This window comes from Amycolatopsis pretoriensis, from assembly GCF_900107925.1.
Lineage (GTDB): Bacteria > Actinomycetota > Actinomycetes > Mycobacteriales > Pseudonocardiaceae > Amycolatopsis > Amycolatopsis pretoriensis.
In genome coordinates this window covers 338867-354653 of the sequence record NZ_FNUJ01000006.1, presented here as the reverse complement: position 1 = coordinate 354653, position 15787 = coordinate 338867, and the positions used below count along the sequence as shown (strand labels likewise).

General features: G+C 72.0%; 21 protein-coding genes and 1 tRNA gene. 12 read left to right on the top strand and 10 right to left on the bottom strand.

Annotation, left to right across the window (positions count from 1 at the left end):
• The first annotated feature begins 42 nt into the window (after nucleotides 1–42).
• On the top strand, nucleotides 43–759 hold the full coding sequence (locus BLV96_RS27745) for a LysR substrate-binding domain-containing protein (protein WP_086679409.1): 717 nt from the start codon (nucleotides 43–45) through the stop codon (nucleotides 757–759).
• Between the two features lie 10 nt (nucleotides 760–769).
• Here the strand turns inward: BLV96_RS27745 and BLV96_RS27740 are convergent, their stop codons facing one another.
• Nucleotides 770–1051: an early set domain-containing protein gene (locus BLV96_RS27740; RefSeq protein WP_086679410.1), complete on the bottom strand. Its 282-nt coding sequence runs from the start codon at nucleotides 1049–1051 to the stop codon at nucleotides 770–772.
• A 208-nt stretch (nucleotides 1052–1259) separates the two neighbouring features.
• Between BLV96_RS27740 and BLV96_RS27735 the strand changes: the two genes are divergently transcribed.
• Together BLV96_RS27735 and BLV96_RS27730 are read left to right on the top strand one after the other, a co-directional pair.
• Complete coding sequence (locus tag BLV96_RS27735) at nucleotides 1260–1775, top strand: hypothetical protein (RefSeq protein WP_086679488.1); 516 nt, start codon at nucleotides 1260–1262, stop codon at nucleotides 1773–1775.
• Nucleotides 1776–1834: 59 nt separating this feature from the next.
• Nucleotides 1835–2305 (top strand): hypothetical protein, encoded by a 471-nt coding sequence (locus tag BLV96_RS27730; RefSeq protein ID WP_143051029.1) that lies wholly within the window; start codon nucleotides 1835–1837, stop codon nucleotides 2303–2305.
• On the opposite strand, the gene BLV96_RS27725 is transcribed toward BLV96_RS27730, so the two are convergent.
• Nucleotides 2231–3292 (bottom strand): hypothetical protein, encoded by a 1062-nt coding sequence (locus tag BLV96_RS27725; protein ID WP_244180516.1) that lies wholly within the window; start codon nucleotides 3290–3292, stop codon nucleotides 2231–2233. The two genes, BLV96_RS27730 and BLV96_RS27725, sit on opposite strands and share 75 nt — an antisense overlap.
• A gap of 122 nt (nucleotides 3293–3414) precedes the next feature.
• On the opposite strand from BLV96_RS27725, the gene BLV96_RS27720 reads away from it, so the two are divergent.
• Genes BLV96_RS27720 through BLV96_RS27710 form a run of 3 tightly spaced genes read left to right on the top strand, consistent with a single transcriptional unit; the run spans nucleotide 3415 to nucleotide 5791 of the window.
• A complete protein-coding gene (locus BLV96_RS27720; protein WP_086679412.1) occupies nucleotides 3415–4371 on the top strand; it encodes a hypothetical protein in 957 nt (318 codons plus the stop codon).
• Nucleotides 4372–4415: 44 nt separating this feature from the next.
• Nucleotides 4416–5207: a metalloregulator ArsR/SmtB family transcription factor gene (locus BLV96_RS27715; protein WP_086679413.1), complete on the top strand. Its 792-nt coding sequence runs from the start codon at nucleotides 4416–4418 to the stop codon at nucleotides 5205–5207.
• 2 nt (nucleotides 5208–5209) lie between these two features.
• On the top strand, nucleotides 5210–5791 hold the full coding sequence (locus BLV96_RS27710) for a dihydrofolate reductase family protein (RefSeq protein ID WP_086679414.1): 582 nt from the start codon (nucleotides 5210–5212) through the stop codon (nucleotides 5789–5791).
• Nucleotides 5792–5931: 140 nt separating this feature from the next.
• On the opposite strand, the gene BLV96_RS27705 is transcribed toward BLV96_RS27710, so the two are convergent.
• Nucleotides 5932–6005: transfer RNA gene (locus tag BLV96_RS27705), tRNA-Ile, on the bottom strand.
• A gap of 188 nt (nucleotides 6006–6193) precedes the next feature.
• Here BLV96_RS27705 and BLV96_RS27700 point away from each other — a divergent pair.
• A complete protein-coding gene (locus tag BLV96_RS27700) occupies nucleotides 6194–6469 on the top strand; it encodes a hypothetical protein (protein WP_086679415.1) in 276 nt (91 codons plus the stop codon).
• A gap of 15 nt (nucleotides 6470–6484) precedes the next feature.
• Here the strand turns inward: BLV96_RS27700 and BLV96_RS27695 are convergent, their stop codons facing one another.
• From BLV96_RS27695 to BLV96_RS27685, 3 genes are all read right to left on the bottom strand, one after another.
• Nucleotides 6485–6952, bottom strand: a complete 468-nt coding sequence (locus tag BLV96_RS27695) for a hypothetical protein (RefSeq protein WP_086679416.1) — start codon at nucleotides 6950–6952, stop codon at nucleotides 6485–6487.
• Between the two features lie 93 nt (nucleotides 6953–7045).
• Nucleotides 7046–7567: a dihydrofolate reductase family protein gene (locus BLV96_RS27690; protein ID WP_086679417.1), complete on the bottom strand. Its 522-nt coding sequence runs from the start codon at nucleotides 7565–7567 to the stop codon at nucleotides 7046–7048.
• Nucleotides 7568–7637: 70 nt separating this feature from the next.
• A complete protein-coding gene (locus BLV96_RS27685) occupies nucleotides 7638–8600 on the bottom strand; it encodes a bile acid:sodium symporter family protein (protein WP_086679419.1) in 963 nt (320 codons plus the stop codon).
• 96 nt (nucleotides 8601–8696) lie between these two features.
• Here BLV96_RS27685 and BLV96_RS27680 point away from each other — a divergent pair, with 96 nt between their 5' ends.
• Nucleotides 8697–9530, top strand: a complete 834-nt coding sequence (locus tag BLV96_RS27680; RefSeq protein WP_086679421.1) for a LysR family transcriptional regulator — start codon at nucleotides 8697–8699, stop codon at nucleotides 9528–9530.
• On the opposite strand, the gene BLV96_RS27675 is transcribed toward BLV96_RS27680, so the two are convergent.
• Complete coding sequence (locus BLV96_RS27675) at nucleotides 9531–10517, bottom strand: GlxA family transcriptional regulator (RefSeq protein ID WP_244180515.1); 987 nt, start codon at nucleotides 10515–10517, stop codon at nucleotides 9531–9533.
• 106 nt (nucleotides 10518–10623) lie between these two features.
• On the opposite strand from BLV96_RS27675, the gene BLV96_RS27670 reads away from it, so the two are divergent.
• A complete protein-coding gene (locus BLV96_RS27670) occupies nucleotides 10624–11217 on the top strand; it encodes a cysteine hydrolase family protein (RefSeq protein WP_086679425.1) in 594 nt (197 codons plus the stop codon).
• On the opposite strand, the gene shbA is transcribed toward BLV96_RS27670, so the two are convergent.
• Together shbA and BLV96_RS27660 are read right to left on the bottom strand one after the other, a co-directional pair.
• Entirely contained in the window at nucleotides 11214–11810 is a 597-nt protein-coding gene (shbA, locus tag BLV96_RS27665; protein ID WP_167379772.1) for an RNA polymerase sigma factor ShbA, read from the bottom strand. The genes BLV96_RS27670 and shbA overlap by 4 nt on opposite strands.
• 146 nt (nucleotides 11811–11956) lie before the next feature.
• The gene (locus BLV96_RS27660) at nucleotides 11957–12442 is read right to left on the bottom strand and encodes an RNA polymerase sigma factor (RefSeq protein ID WP_086679430.1); all 486 of its coding nucleotides are present in this window, start codon (nucleotides 12440–12442) and stop codon (nucleotides 11957–11959) included.
• Nucleotides 12443–12601: 159 nt separating this feature from the next.
• Between BLV96_RS27660 and BLV96_RS27655 the strand changes: the two genes are divergently transcribed.
• Both BLV96_RS27655 and BLV96_RS27650 read left to right on the top strand, forming a co-directional pair.
• Nucleotides 12602–13234, top strand: coding sequence for an endonuclease (locus BLV96_RS27655; protein WP_086679432.1), 633 nt, complete (start codon nucleotides 12602–12604; stop codon nucleotides 13232–13234).
• Nucleotides 13235–13427: 193 nt separating this feature from the next.
• Nucleotides 13428–13691, top strand: a complete 264-nt coding sequence (locus tag BLV96_RS27650) for a WhiB family transcriptional regulator (protein WP_086679434.1) — start codon at nucleotides 13428–13430, stop codon at nucleotides 13689–13691.
• A gap of 147 nt (nucleotides 13692–13838) precedes the next feature.
• Here BLV96_RS27650 and BLV96_RS27645 read toward each other — a convergent pair whose 3' ends face one another.
• Nucleotides 13839–14813 (bottom strand): RNA polymerase subunit sigma-70, encoded by a 975-nt coding sequence (locus tag BLV96_RS27645; protein WP_086679436.1) that lies wholly within the window; start codon nucleotides 14811–14813, stop codon nucleotides 13839–13841.
• Nucleotides 14814–14960: 147 nt separating this feature from the next.
• Here BLV96_RS27645 and dprE2 point away from each other — a divergent pair, with 147 nt between their 5' ends.
• Nucleotides 14961–15686 (top strand): decaprenylphospho-beta-D-erythro-pentofuranosid-2-ulose 2-reductase, encoded by a 726-nt coding sequence (gene dprE2 / locus BLV96_RS27640; protein ID WP_086679438.1) that lies wholly within the window; start codon nucleotides 14961–14963, stop codon nucleotides 15684–15686.
• Nucleotides 15687–15787: the final 101 nt, after the last annotated feature.

The following is a 15787-nucleotide window of genomic DNA, read 5'->3' as shown; positions in this document are numbered from 1 at the left end:
GCCGTCCAGGGTAGCCAGCGCCCCGCCCGGTAGCCTGACCCGGTGACCTCGTTCCGTCTCGCGTACGTCCCGGGCGCGACGCCCGCCAAGTGGGTGCGGACCTGGGGCGAGCGGCAGCCGGACGTGCCGCTGGAGCTGGTCGCGGTGCCCGCGGCCGAAGCGACGGAGCTGATCCGCGCGCGCGGGGCGGACGCGGCGCTGCTGCGGTCCCCGATCGACCGCGACGGCCTCCACGCCATCCCGCTGTACACCGAGACGACGGTGGTGGTCGTCCCGAAGGACCACCTGATCGCGGCGGCCGACGAAGTGTCCACAGCGGACTTGGCGGACGACGTCGTGCTGCACCCGCTGGACGACACGATCGAGTGGCCGTCGCTCCCGGGCCGCCCGGCGGTCTCCCGCCCGGAGTCGACGGCGGACGCGATCGAGCTGGTGGCGGCGGGCGTGGGTGTGCTGGTGGTCCCGCAGTCGCTGGCCCGCCTGCACCACCGCCGCGACCTGACGTACCGGACGGTCGCGGACGCGCCGCAGTCGAGCGTGGCGTTGTCGTGGCTCGAGGACGAGACGACGGAGCTGATGGAGACGTTCATCGGCATCGTCCGCGGCCGCACGCTCAACAGCACGCGCGGACGCCAGCAGCAGCCGGCGTCATCGGAGAAGAAGCGCCCGGAGCGGAAGGCGGCGGCGCCGAAGAAGCCGGTCGCCCGCCGGTCCGGCGGCGGCGCCCCGAAGCGGGGCAAGCCGCGCCGGAAGTCCTGACAGCGCCGACTCAGTTCGTCGCGTACACGCAGTTGCCGTCCACGCGGTCCGGCACCTCGGGGTCGTCGAACCAGTGGCCGTCCTCGCCGAGGTAGCGGAACTGCAGCACGGTGCCCGGCGTGACTTCCACCGAAGCCGACCGGCGGCCGTTGGAGCGCGGGGTCAGGTGGTGGCGGCCGGGCGTCCAGTCGTTGAACGACCCCACGACGCTCACCCGTCCGGGTGGCGCCCCGGCCGGGAGGCTGAAGGTGACGCGCTGGGTGCCGGCCCGGCTCTTGCTGGTCTTGATCACGGCGGTGACGGCCTTTCGGGGAGGGACGGACGAGGGGCGTGCTCGGCACTGAGCGCCGACATGATGGCACAACCGTAACGGTTCGGTCACCCGCAGTGCCCAAAGGTGGTACTCAGCCGCTCAACGGTTCGCCACCGACCGGGTGGTCCTGCCGTGAACCATGATCATCTTGCTGCCGGACGTGCTTTCCGGTGCGAGACTGGCTGCCGTGACCGTCGCCGCTGATAGTCAAGTCAAGGACCCGTGTGCCTGGCTCAGCGCCGTCACCCTCGATCTCGCCGGCGCTCATCCCGCCGACACGCGAGGGGTGCTCTTGACGGTGTGGGACGGGTTGGTCGCCGCCCGGCTCGCCGGGCTGCACGCCGCCGCGGCATCGCCTCGATGGCGGGCCCGGCAGCAGCACGCCGAAGCGGTCGAGTTCGACCTCGCGCTCCAGCTGACCCGCAACTGCACCTTCGGCCCCGGCCTGGCCGTCCCGGCCCGGCTGCCCGGAGCCGCGGTGGCCTGGCCGGTCGCGCGGGCCGACGCCGCCGTCGCCGCGATCATTTCCTTCTGCGCCACGGCCGAAACGATGCTCCGCCGGGCCGGCGAACTGACGCCGGTGTGGGAAGACAGCCTGCTCGGGCCGGTCGCGCTGACGCGCTGGCTGGCCGACTGCTGGACGGGCCGCCACACGGGCTGCCCGCTGCGGCTGCCGGTGCCACCGCCGTCGTGGTGGCGCTGACGGCCGTCCGTCAGGAGAAGGCTGGGCCGGCCGACGGTGCCGGGCGAAAGGAGGCAGGGGTGGCCGGATCAGCTGTCCCGCCCACGAGACTCGCGGAGAGAACCCGCGCGGCGGTCCGCGCGGTCCTGCTGGCCGAGCTGACCGCGGCGGACACCCGGGCGCAAGCCGCGGGGTGGTCGCGGGAGACGCTGTTCGAAGTGCTGGCCGCCCGGTTGGACTCGGCGGCCGGGAATGCTTGCGAGCAGCCGGATCCCGCTCCCGGCGGCGGGCCTGGGCCCTCGGCCACGGTCCTCGGGTGCCCGCCCGGCAGACCCGCCCAGCGGCCCTCGGCGGCCGAGGATGCCTGTGGGCAGCCGAATCCCGCGGAGTCCTCGGTGGCGGACCGCGACAACCCGGCCCCGAGCCGCCTCGGCGCGCTCTCGGCCACCGTCCACCGGCGGCCGCCCGGCCGGTCCTCAGCGGTCCAGGATCGCGAGCACCGTCGCGACGATCCGCTCGAGCCGGGCCTCGTCGGCGAGGGCGGTGGCTAGCCAGTCGTCGAGCGTGGATCCGTTGTGCGGCAACCGGTCCAATGCTCCTCCGCCGGCCCCGAACACCCGCCGGACCACCGCGCCCACCGCCGTCGGCGGGTCTTCGCCGCGGTCCAGCCCGGCTTCGATCGCGCGCAGTGCCTGCTCGGCAAGGCCGGCCAGCCGGGTGTCGTCCGCTTCGGCCTCGCCCACCAGCTGCAGCGGGACGGGCTCGGCCGCGCCGTCCGCCGGCATCGGCGCCACCGGGGCGCGCTTGTGCCCGAGCGGCCGCTCGACGTGCTCCGCGTACCACTTCGGCCGCTCGCCCATCGCCGCGAGCACCTGCCGCACCTCCAGGTCGAGCGTGTCGCGGCCCGGTGGTGGCGCGCCGGTGACCTCGGCGCGGCGCGCCGCCCAGCCGTCCAGGGGCCACAGCTCCGCGCCCGCCGTCGCCGGCACCCCGGCCCACACGAGGATCTGCACGGCGAGGTCGCACAGCCACGGGTCGCGGCCGAGGGCGTCGCCCAGCCAGGCCGGCAGCCGGGGCCGTTGCAGGGCCCCGATTTCGCCGCGGCGCCGCCGGTGCGCGTCGACCGTCGCCGGGCTCAGCCGGGTCGCCAGCCAGCCGTCGAAGTTCTCGATGGGGTCGGTCGCGCGCCGCAGCGCGTGCTCCACGACGGCTTCGACGTCGTCGTGGAAGCGGTCGAGGCAGTCGGGGCGCAGCCATTCCAGCCCGCGGGCGCAGTCCGGGTGCCGCCGCTGCCGTTCCAGGGGTTTGGTGATCCGCGCGAAGACCAGTGGCCAGGCCACCGTGTAGACCGCGCCGCGCAACCGGGCGAGCTCGCCGGGCGGGGCGGCCGACGCGGAGCCGGCGAGCCTGCCGTCGCGGGCCAGCCGCCGGACGCCGTCGACGTCCGCCGGTCCCGCGCACGGGAAAATGGTGTCGAGCAACCCGTCCTCCCCGATGCCGTCGACCGGGACATGGTCGGTCAGCCGGGGAACGGGCAAAGGCCGTCCACGGGCCGAATCACCGCGGAACTGGCCACACGCTGGCCAACCCGGGAATCACCTGATCGGCGCAGGCGCAGCCGCCGATCGCGCGGAAGTCCGCGTGCCACAATCGAAGCCCCATGGCACACGAGGACGGGTTGCTCCGCGAGCTCACGACGTTGCGCCGCGGCTGGGGGCTGGAAGCCGAACGGCTGCGCGACCGGCTCGGGCCGATCGTCGCCGGCTGGTGCGAGATCCACCGCACGGCGAACGACCGCGAAGCGCGGCGCGTGCTGCGTGACGCGATTTCCGCGGCGATCGCGGAGTTCCCGGCCGACGACCGGCTCGCGGTCAACGTCGCGCTGGGCATCGCTCCCGGCTCGCAGCACGCCCTGCTCAGCGACCGGGTCGGCGTGCTGGCCGATCGGTTGCGGGTCTCCGAACGCACGGCGCGGCGCCGGATCGACCGGTCGTTCGCGCGGCTGGCCGCCGAGATCGAGGCCGCCGCGCGTCCCGGTGACGACGTCCCGGATCCGGACCAGGGCTGGTTCGTCAAGCGGTTGCGCGCGATCGTCCGGCTCGACACGCCCGAGCCGGAGCTGATCGAGGAGCGGCTGGTCGTCGCGACCCGCGACGGGCTGAGCCGGATCGCGGCGCAGTTCACGGTGCCCCGCCTGGAGGACGGCGGTGACGGCGAGCGCCAGGTGGCCGCCGACGCCCAGCACGGCGTCCGGATCACCGACGCGAAACGGGTGGGGCAGCGGCACTTCCGCTGGCTGCTCGACCTCCCGCGCCCACTGTCGCGCGGCGACACCCACACCTACGGGCTGGTGATCCGGATCCAGGACGGTCTGCCGATCCGGCCGTCGTACACGTTCGTGCCGCTGGTGGCGTGCGAGTCGTTCTCGGTGCGGGTCCGCTTCGACCCGCAGCGGCTGCCATGGCGGGTGTGGCGTGTGGACCGGGTCCCGCCATCGGTGCTCGCGGACCCACCCCAACCGGGCGCGCCGCTGGAGCTGGACGGCGCGTGCGAGGTGGCCCAGGAGTTCACGGCCCCGCAGCTGGGCTACGCCTACGGCCTCCGATGGCTGACCTAAAGTATTCCTTGACTTGAATATTCTGCTGGATGAATACTGGCGCGGTGGACGGGATCGCGGCAGCACTGGGTGACGCGGCGCGCTGGCGCCTGGTGGAGCTCTTGGCGGAGCGTCCCCGGTCGGTGGGGGAGCTGGCGGAGCTGACGGGCCTGCGCCAGCCGCAGACGACGAAGCACTTGCAGACGTTGGCGCGCGCGGGCCTGGTCACGGTGTTCCCGTTGGGGCAGCGCCGGGTGTACGCGCTGGAGGCGGAGCCGCTGACGGCGTTCGCGGGCCGGCTGGCAGAGCTGATCAAGCAGACCGAGGCGCACCAGAGCGAGCGAGACGTGGTCGCGCGCTACCGGGCGGCGGTCGAGGAGGAGACAGCGGCAGCAGACCGCGACCGCTGGGCAGACGGGCGCGCGTTCGGCTTCGAGCGAGTGCTGCCGGCACCGCGAGAGGTGGTCTGGAGGCACTGGACGGACCCGGAACTGCTGGCATCGTGGTGGGTGCCCCCATCGCTGACGCTGACAACGTGCCTGTTGGAGCCCCGCCCGGGCGGCCGCGCAGCGCTGGCGTACCGGGACGCGGAGGGCGAGTACCACTCGGAAGGCTGGGTCCGGGTGGCGGAGGAGCCGGGACGACTGGCATTCGACCTGGCGATAACGGGCCCGGCGTCCTTCACGGGCCATTACGACGTGGAGCTGACGCCGATACCGGGTGGAACCCGCTTGAGGCTGGGCCTGCGCATAACGGCGACAACGATCGAGGCGGCACCGGCAATAGCGGGAATCGAAACGGGCTGGACCCAGGTCTTGGACCGCCTGACCGAAGTGTTGGAACAGCGAAAGGTCTGAGCATGGCCAGAAGAGTAACGGCAAACTTGAGCTTGACGCTGGACGGCCGCTACCAGGGCCCGGGAGGCCCGGCGGACATGGGACCAATAGTCGCGTACGCGACAACAGAGGTGGCCCGCCGCCACTTGACGCGAATCTGGGAGAACGCGACAACGGCAGTTCTGGGCCGCTTGAACGCAGAGGGTTTCCTGGGCTACTGGCCAACGGTAGCGGCGGACGAAAAGGCAGATCCCCGAGACCGAGGCTACGCAAAGTGGCTGACGGAAACAGAAAAGGTGGTCTTCTCAAAAACGGTGACAGAGCCACCATGGGACCGCACCAGAATGGTGAACCCCCCGGCACCAGAGGTAATCAGTGACCTGAAGGCCACCGGATCAGGCGAAATATTGGTGAACAGCAGCGCAAGCATAATAAAGCCACTACTGGCGGCGAATCTAGTGGACCGCCTGTACATAATGATCTGCCCGGAGATAGCGGGAGCGGGAGCAACGCTGTTCGAAGACGGCATGCCGACATCGTCATGGACGTTGACCCACCACGAGGCAGGCGAGCGAGGAGAGCTGGCCCTGGTGTACGACCGCTGACGTCCACTAAGGACAGCCGGCAGACCAACGGAGCCACACGGACGGGGGTCCGGGGGCGTGCCCCCGGGCGGGGTGTGGGGGTCGCACCCCCACAGGGAACGGCGAAGCGAGGGGTGCGAGCGGAGCGAGCACCGCGAACGTAGGGCGGGCGGGGCTCGAACCCGCGGCCAAGGGATTATGAGTCCCCTGCTCTAACCAACTGAGCTACCGCCCCCTGGCCCCCGGCGTGTGCGTTGCTCGGGGATGTGCATTCGCACAGAAGACCCAGTTCGCTCCAAGTTATCACAGCGGCCATCCGGGCAGATCCGGTAGGCCAAACAGGTTGAAACGGCCTCCGGGCGGCGCAAGCTCGTCTAGGTTGCAAGGGCGTCACCGCTGAACGGAACGGCGGGAGGGTGAGCGATGGTCTCGGCACCGCGAGCCGCCCCGCACGAGCCCCGGGCATTCGGGTTGGCGTTGCTGGACGCACTCACCGCCGGGGCGGGTCTGGGGTACCTGGCGCACCTGTACCGGGAGGCGCTCGTGGCGAACCTCGCGGCCATCGGCCTGGGATTGTTGTTGGTGTTCGCGGTGGGGTACGCGATCCGGGCGGCGGTGCGGGCGCTCCGCCGCGCGAATCGGCGCATGGAGGGGATTTTCGCGGAGGAACTGCGGAAGCCGTCGCCGCGGCCGCGGTGAGGGTGCGGATTCCGTTCAGCTTCCGCCACCCGTGGTAGGAGTGGAAGTCGGATCCGACGAGGTGGGCGGTGGCGGCGTCGTGGTTTGAGGCGTTGTCTTGGGGGTCGTGGTCGGCGGTGGTGCCGTCGGCGAACCGTAAGCCGCGTAGGTGAACCAGATCTGGCCGAACGTCTTCGGCGTCGTCTGGTTGAACATCGCCCGCACCTGGAACGTGGTCGCGGTGTACGACCCCAGCACCGTGTTGAGCGTGAACGCGTTGTTCGGGCTCGGCGTGTTCGGCGATACCACGATCGCTTCCGGCACCTTGCCCAGCGAATGCGTCACCGTGCAGACGCCGGTGCCGTCGGTCAGGCAGGTGGCCTGCGCCGCCTGGACGATCGGTGCCGGTGACGGCCCGACCGCCGACGAAGCGCCGGCGAAGGCCACCGCGCCCGCCGTCACCACCAGGGCGCCGGCCAGTGCGGCCACCGTGGTTCGTGCCATGACGATCTCCTCCCTCGCATCGACGCCTCCGGAGTCGTCCGGCGGCGGCCCGCCGTTACGCGTGCCCGCGTGTACACAATGGACAGAGAGTGCTCACACCACCCGGTACCAACCGTTCAGGATCGGCCCGGCGTGACTCAGCTCCAACGCTTCCAACCGCACCGGCGCCCCACCACGCCGTTCGAACAACCGAACCCCGTCACCGAGCAGAACCGGCGCCACGTGCACCAGCACCTCGTCGAGCAACCCGGCTTCGTAGCACCGCCGGGCCGTAGCCGCCCCCAGCACCGCCACATACCCGTCCCCGGCCGTCGCGGAGGCCTCGGACACCGCCTCCGCAAGGTCCGGTACCAGCGTGAACCCCGGTGACGGCGCCGCCGAGCGGGTCACCACGAAGATCGGCCCCTCCCAGCGGCCGCCGTAGACCTTGCCCTCCGCCGTCGTCGCCGGGGCGTACGTGTGGTGGCCCATCACGATCGCGCCGATGCCGTCGATCACCCGCTCGACCACCGGGTTCGGGCCCGCGTGCAGGCCGGACAGCCACGTCATGTCGTCGCCGGGTGCCGCGACGAAGCCGTCGAGGGACATCGTGATGTGGTAGAGAACCTTGGCCATGGGTGCCGCCTTCCGATGGGGTGTCATCACGTACTGACGCACACCGCCGGAAAACTCATCGGTCGGAAAATCAGGCCGGCACGAGCGCCGCCGCGTATCGCCGCGCCAGCGACGCGCACACGATCAGCTGGATCTGGTGGAACAGCATCAGCGGTAGCACGATCAGCCCCACCTGCGCGTGCCCGAACAGCACCGTCGCCATCGGCAACCCGCTCGCCAGGCTCTTCTTCGACCCGCAGAACACGATCGTGATCCGGTCCGCGTGCGCGAAACCCAGCAGCCGGGCGCCCCAGCTCGTCGCCGCCAGCACCGCCGCCAGGAGCACGCAGCAGAGCCCGACCAGGACCAGCAGCGGGACGACGTCGAGCCGGTGCCAGATGCCTTCGGTCATGCCCGCGCTGAACGCCGTGTACACCACCAGCAGGATCGACCCGCGGTCGAACAGCTTGAGCGGCGCGGAATTCCGCGTGATCCACTCGCCGATCCAGCGCCGCGCCAGCTGGCCCGCCACGAACGGCGCCAGCAGCTGCAGCACGATCCCGAGCACCGCCGACCCGTCGACTCCCGCGCCGTCGCCGGACAGCAGCAGCGCCACCAGCAGCGGGGTCAGCACGATCCCGGCCAGGTTGGACAGCGACGCGCTGCAGATCGCCGCCGCGACGTTGCCGCGGGCAATGGACGTGAACGCGATCGACGACTGGACCGTCGAGGGCAGCACCGCGAGGAACAGCACCCCGGCCGCGAGCTCGGCGGGCAGCACCGACGCCGGCAGCAGCGTGAGCGCCAGGCCGAGCAGCGGGAACAGCACGAACGTGGCGGCCAGCACGACCCCGTGCAGCCGCCAGTGGCGCAGCCCGTCGAGGGCCTCCTGCGTGGACAACCGGGCGCCGTACAGGAAGAACAACAACCCGACGGCGATCGTGGTGGCGGTGCCGAAGCCGTCGGCCACGACGCCCGAAGCGGGCAGGAGCGTGGCGACCCCGACGGTGGCGAGGATGGCGACGACGAACGGGTCGAGACGTAACCGGGACATGGATCTCCTTCCACGGCAATTCTCGGCCCCGGAACGCTCATTGTGAACCCCGATGACCGGACTGACTGTCATCGGGAATCGCGATAAAGTGGCCGCGTGCTCGACCCCGGCCTGTGCCGTTCGTTCCTCGCCGTCGCCGAGACGCGCAGCTTCACCGCGGCCGCGCGGCGCCTCGGCGTCGGCCAGCCGACCGTCAGCCAGCACGTCCGGCGTCTGGAGCGCGACTCCGGCGGGCTGCTCTTCGCCCGCGACACGCACACCGTCGAGCTGACCGCGCGCGGCCAGGCGATGCTGGGGTTCGCGCAGACCGTCGTGGACACCGAGGAACGCGCGGAGCGCCACTTCCGCGGCGCCGAACTGCGCGGCCGCGTGCGCTTCGGCGTCTCGGAGGACTTCGCGCTCGGCGAGCTGCCGGAGATCCTCAACCGGCTGCGCCGCAGCCACCCGCTGGTGGACGTCGAGCTGACCGTAGAGCTGTCGGACGTCCTCGCGCAGCGGCTGCGCGCCGGTCAGCTGGACCTGGTGCTGGGCAAGCGCCGGCCGGGTACGCACCGCGGGCGGCTGCTGTGGCGGGAGCCGCTGGTCTGGATCGGCTCGGCGGCGACGGTGCTGGAGCCCGGCCAGCCGGTGCCGCTGGTGCAGTACCCGATGCCGTCGATCACCCGCCAGCTCGCCGTCGAGTGCCTGGAGCGGGCGGGGCTCGAGTGGCGTGCCGCGTGCCAGACGTCGAGCCTCACCGGCCTGCGCGCCGCCGCGGCCGCCGGTCTCGGCGTCACCCTGCACGCGCGCAGCCTGGTGCCCGCCGACCTCGTCGAGCTGACCGGCCTGCCCGAACCCGGCGATATCGAGTTCATGCTGCTGGCCCGCGAATCAAAGGAAGGACCGGCGGCGGCGCTGGAGGAGTTCGTCCTCGACTGCGTGCGGCGCTGACTACGGGATCCGGAACCGCCGCCGGTACTCGCTCGGCGTCGTGCCGAGCGTCCGGCGGAAGGACCGGTTCAACGTCGAGACCGTGCCGAACCCGCACGTCGTGGCGACGCGGGAGAGCGTGTCGTCCGTGGTTTCCAGCCGCTGCCGGGCCGCCTCGACCCGCGCGTGCTCGACGTAGGCCGCGGGCGTCGTCCCGAGTTCGGCCTTGAACACGCGGGTGAGCTGCCGGTCGGTGAGGTGGGCGTGCGCGGCCAGGTCGGCGACCGTCAGGGGCCGCGCGAGGTGCTCGGTGATGTGGTGGCGGAGTTCCTCGACCCGCCGGGTCGCCGACGCCGGTTCGAGGGACACGCTGAACTGGCTCTGCCCGCCCGGCCGCCGCAGGAACATGACGAGCTGGCGGGCCACGCGGGAAGCGAGCTCGGGGCCGAAGTCGTCCGCGACGAGCGCCAGGGCCAGGTCGAGGCAGGCGCTCAGGCCGGCGCCCGTCCACACGTCGCCGTCGCGGATGAAGATCGGGTCGGCGTCGACCGTGACGCCGGGGTGTTCGTCGGCGAGCTGGCGGGCGGTGGACCAGTGCGTGGTGGCGCGCTTGCCTTCGAGCAGGCCGGCGGCCGCGAGCAGGTGGGCCCCGACGCAGACGGACGCCACCCGGCGCGCCTGCCCGGCCAGCACCCGGACGGCTTCGACGACGTCGGCGTCGCACCGGGCGACGATCCCGCCGTCCTCCCCGACGGTCACCGCCCCCGGGACGACCAGCGTGTCGACGGCCTGCCCGGCCAGCTCGGCGAAGGTGACGTCCGGGAGCACGCGCACCCTGGCCGAGGTGGTCACCGGGTCCGCGGTGGCGGCGGCGAGGACGACGCGGTAGCCGGCCGGCCGGTCCAGTTCCCGCTGCAGCAGCGAGAAGACCTCGGGCGGGCCGGTGACGTCGAGCAGGTCGATCCGGTCGAAGAGGACGACGACGACCAGCCGTTCCGGGTGCTCCACCGTGCTCCTCCGCCGTGTCGGTTTCTGCGTCTTGCATGTCATTGCCGACATGCGCCGCCGAGCTTAGCGTCGGTGGAGCCCGAACCGGACACGAGAGAGGACCACCATGGCGACGACCACCCTGCGCGAGCTGAACGGGCTCGACCGGACCCCGGCCACCCTGAGCGGCTCGACGCTGATCCTGGTCGACTACCAGAACACCTACACCCGCGGCGTGCTGGAGCTGACGGGCTGGCGGCCCGCGTTGACCGCGGCCGAGAACCTCCTGGAAGCGGCCCGCGCCGCTGGGTCGGCGATCATCCACGTGGTGCACGACGGCGGTGCGGGCAGTCTCTACGACGTGCGCGAGGAGATCGGCGCCATCCACCCGGACGTCGCCCCGGCCGAGGGGGAGCCGGTCGTCGTCAAGGGCGCGCCGAACGCCTTCGTGGGCACCGATCTGGGGGAGCGGGTGGACGCGGCCGGGAATGAAACCGTGGTCGTCGCCGGGTTCATGACGAACATGTGCGTCACATTCACCACCGAAGGCGCGTTCCTGCGCGGCAACCACGCAACCGTGGTCGCGGACGCCTGCGCCACGCGCCCGCTGGAAACGCCGGTCGCGGCGGTGACCGCCGAACAGCTGCACCACAGCGCGTTGGCGACCATCGCCGACCTGTACGGCGTCGTGGTGGCCGGCGTCGCGGGACTGCGCGGTTAGTCCTCTTCGCCCGTCAGCAGTCTTCGCAGCCGCCCCAGTGCGCGGTGCTGGGCGACGCGGACCGCGCCCGGTGTCGAGCCCACCGCGTCCGCCGTCTCCTCCGCCGACAGCCCGACGACCACCCGCAGCACGACGATCTCGCGCTGCTTGGCCGGCAGGACGTCCAGCAGCCGCGCGAGCCGTTCGTTGAGCTCGAACCGCAGGGCGTGCTGCTCGGGACCGTCCGCTTCGGACACCCCGTCGGGGATCTCCGGGACCGGGTCGGAGCGGTTGCGGGCCGCGGCGCGGTGGGCGTCGGCGACCTTGTGCTGGGCGATGCCGTAGACGAACGCGAGGAACGGCCGGCCCTGGTCCCGGTAGGACGGCAGCGCCGTCAGCACGGCGACGCACACCTCCTGGGCGACGTCGTCGGCCGAAGCGAAGGACCGCTCGTGCCGGCCGACGCGGGCGCGGCAGTAGCGCACCACCAGCGGCCGGATGGTGGCGAGCAGGCGAGCGGTCGCGGCGTCGTCGCCGGCGATCGCGTCGGCGACCGGCTCGTCGTGGCGCCGCCAGTGCGCGGGGAACGCCTCCGGGGGCGGCGTCGCGGCTATTTCGCGGACGAGCGCGCGGCTGCGCACCCGCAGCAGGGTGCCCTCCACGTCGAGGCCGACCCGCAGCGAGTCGTGCAGCGCGGCGTTGGACTCCCGCAGCAGCTCGGTGATCGCGGGGTCCCCGTACTCGGTTGCCGCCATGGTGCTCACCCTTCCCTGTCCCGCTGGTCGCCGGGCGGTGCGGCCCGGTGGCGCCTGAGGCGTTCCCGCACGTGGCGGAGGTTGGAACGGACGGTCGCGGGGGCGATGCGCAAGGCGTTCGCGATCTGCGTCGGCGTGAAGCCGTCGAGCGACCACGCGAGCACCGTCCGCTGCTGGCCGGGCAGGGAGGCGAGCAGGTCGATGAGCCCCGCGTGCTGGTCGACCAGCACGGCCAGCTTCTCGTCGTCCTGCGGGTCGTCCGCCGCCCAGTCCGCGCGCGAGTCGTCGGCCGCGTCGAGCAGCCGCCCGGCGACGCGGCGCACCCAGGCCCGCGGGTCCTCGGGGACCGGCCACGCCTCCAGCGCGTGCAGCATCGCTTCGACGGCGACGTCACGGGCGATCTCGACCTCGAACCCGGCCTTGCACAGGAACGCCACGAGCGGGGGGAAGTCGGCGCGGAAGAACGCGTCGAAATCGTCGCCAGCGCACACGGACCCCTCACCACCCCTCGCCTCCACTGGAACAAGTGCGCCGAGGTGACTCCTGCGTGTAACGATTCGATCAAGACTGCTCGGTAGGAGTAATGAGCTGCTCCGGATCGGTGACGACCGGTGACGAATGGGTGCGGGCATCTCGGGTACCCGAACCCGATGACCCAGCGAGACACGGTCCGGCGCCTGCTCAAGGAGGCAGGTCCGACCTACGCCGCCGAGGCGGGCATCAAGCTCGCCGACCAGCCGGCGCCGCTCTACCGGCTGCTGGTGCTGTCGGTGCTGCTCTCGACCCGGATCAAGGCGGGCATCGCGGTCGACGCGGCCCGGGAGTTACGGGCCGCGGGGATGGGCACCGCGAAGGCGATGGCCGAAGCGGCGTGGCAGCAGCGGGTGGCCGCCCTCGGCCGCGCGCACTACAAGCGCTACGACGAACAGACCGCGACGGCGCTCGGAGAGGGCGCGCGGTACCTGCTCGACGAGTACCGCGGGGACCTGAGACGGGTCCGCGAGGCCGCGAACGGCGAATTCCGGACACTGGCCGCGCTGCTGGGGAAGGTCCCGCGGCTCGGTCCGGTGGGGGCGGACATCTTCGGCCGGGAGGTGCAGCTCGTCTGGCCGGAGTTTCGACCGCACCTGGATGGGAAAGCCTTGCGGGGGGCCGAAAAGCTCGGCCTGCCGACGCGGCCCGATGGGCTCGCGAAGCTGGTCGATCCGGGCGAGCTGGCGCACCTCGCGGCGGCTCTCGTGCGGGTCACGCTGGAGCGCGATCTCGCCGATCGGGTGACGTGATCGACATCGAGATCCCGGGAAGAAGGGCGTACTCTCATGTGTTGCAGTCTTGGTTGCCCGGAGGGTGAGCCGGGGACCGAAGCCAAAACCCCCTTGACCCACGCGGATGCGCTCGCGCGCCCGCGAGCGTCAAGTCGGTTGACGCGCCACGACAATGGGAAACAGAAGTAGCAGAGGGAGGTGAACGAAGGAAATGGAAGCCACGATGACGGGCTGGGCGGAACTCGCGGCCTGCAAGGACGAGGACCCGGAACTGTTCTTCCCGATCTCCGCGGTGGGCCCCGGCGCCCGGCAGACGGCGCAGGCCAAGGCCGTGTGCGCACGCTGCCCGGTGCGCGCCGAGTGCCTCGGCTACGCGCTCGACAACGGCCTGGACCACGGTGTTTTCGGCGGGACCACCGCCGAGGACCGACGCCGGCTGGCGCGTACCGCGCCGCAGCGGCACCGAGCTGCTTGACCCGCTGCCCGGTGACCTCTTCCCGGCGGCTCTGAAGGCGAACACCGAATCGGAAGAATTTCTTTCCGGATCAGCGTGTGCCCGGGCGGGTGATTCCCCGTGAATCGCCCGCCCGGGTTTTTTCACGTCCGCCCGCGGTCGTCGTGCTCATTCACGCAGGATTTCCGGCAGGTCCCACGCCGCCGCCGGGACCGACTCGAAGGCGGCCAGTCCCGTGATCAGCCCGTGCTCGATCGTGAGCAGTGAGACACCGAACCAGCGGTAGCCGGCTTCGCCGGGCCGCCGGAGCCAGGTCGCGACCGCGGGCTGGCGGTTGGCCCGCGTCGGACGCATCCGGAAGCGGCCGATGCACTGCGGTGACGCGGGGTCCAGCGACAGCGACAGCGCGCGGACGATCGCCGCGGCGCTGCCGAACCAGAGTTCGTAGGGCGGCATGACCGCGCGGGCGTCCTCGTGCAGCAGTTTCGCGACGGCTTGCGGGTCGCCGGCTTCGTAGGCGGCGATGAACCGCTTGAGCAGCGCGGTTTCCTCGGCCGTCGGATCGCCGGCCGTCCACTCGGTACGGTGCGCGGGCAGCCGTTCACGCAGGGTCGCCCGGGCGCGCTGGAGGGCACTGTTCGCCGACGCGACGCTGGTTTCCAGGAGTTCCGCGGTCTCCTTGGCCGACCACCCGAGGACGTCCCGCAGCACGAGCGCGACGCGTTGCCGCGGCGGCAGGTGCTGCAGGGCGGCGAGGTAGGCGAGTTCGATGGTCTCCCGTTCTACGACGACGGCGTCGGGCCCGGCCTCGTCGAGCAGCCGGTCGGGGAAGGGTTCGAGCCAGGGCAGATCGGCGGCGGCGATGGGGCCGTCCGGTTCCCCGGCGGGACCGAGCTGATCGGGCAGCACCCGCCGCGGCCGCCGCGCGAGGACGTCGAGGCAGGCGTTGGTGGCGATCCGGTAGAGCCAGGTGCGCACACTGGCCCGGCCTTCGAAGTGGTCGCGGGCTTTCCAGGCGCGCAGGAAGGTTTCCTGGGCCAGGTCTTCGGCATCCCCGAGCGAGCCGAGCATCCGGTAGCAGTGAACGTGAATCTCCCGCCGATGCCGTTCGACGAGGGTTTCGAAATCCAGAGCGCGCCCCACCCGAGGCACGCTAGCGCATGTGGGGGAGCGATCGGGCGCTTCGCGGAGCGGTGACGAGCTGCGGGGTGAACGCGCTTCGGCTCGAGACACCGGACCCAGCCGGCAGCCGCCCGAACCCCGCGCGTCCCCGGCTGGAAGACTGCCCCCGTGAGCGGAACAGTCCTGGTCCTCGGCGGCCGCAGCGAAATCGGCCTGGCCGTGGCCCAACGCCTGGCCGGCGACCACGACAAGATCGTCCTGGCCGCCCGCCCGGGCTCGGACCTCACCGCCGCCGTAGCGACTCTCGGGAAAGCCGAAACCGTCGACTTCGACGCGGACGACCTCGCCGCCCACGGGCCCTTCCTCGAGCAGGTCCAAGCCGAGCACGGGCCGCTCGACGTCATCGTGCTCGCCTTCGGCATCCTCGGCGACCAGGCCCGCGCCGAAACCGATGCCACCCACGCCGCCGCCATCGTGCACACCGACTACGTCGCCCAGGTCGGCGTCCTAACCCACGCCGCGAACCTGCTGCGCGCCCAAGGCCACGGCAGCCTCGTCGTGTTCTCCTCCGTCGCCGGGATCCGCGTGCGCCGCGCCAACTACGTCTACGGCTCCGCCAAAGCCGGCCTCGACGGCTTCGCGAGCGGTCTCGCGGACGCCCTGCACGGCTCCGGCGTCCACTTGCTCCTCGTGCGGCCCGGCTTCGTCATCGGGCGGATGACCGAGGGCATGAGCCCGGCGCCGTTCTCGAGCACGCCGGACCAGGTCGCCGACGCGACCGTCGCCGCGTTGCGGAAGCGGCGCGGGGTCGTCTGGGTGCCCGGGGTGCTCCGTCCGGTCTTCTTCGCGATGCGCCTGCTGCCGCGCGCGGTCTGGCGCCGGATGCCGCGCTGACCCACTGTGGCCGCAACCACAGCACTTCCGCGTACGCGTTCCGGCACAGTGCGTCGCGAAACCGGCGGAAACGCTCGGCCGTTCGGCTAGCGTCACAGTTT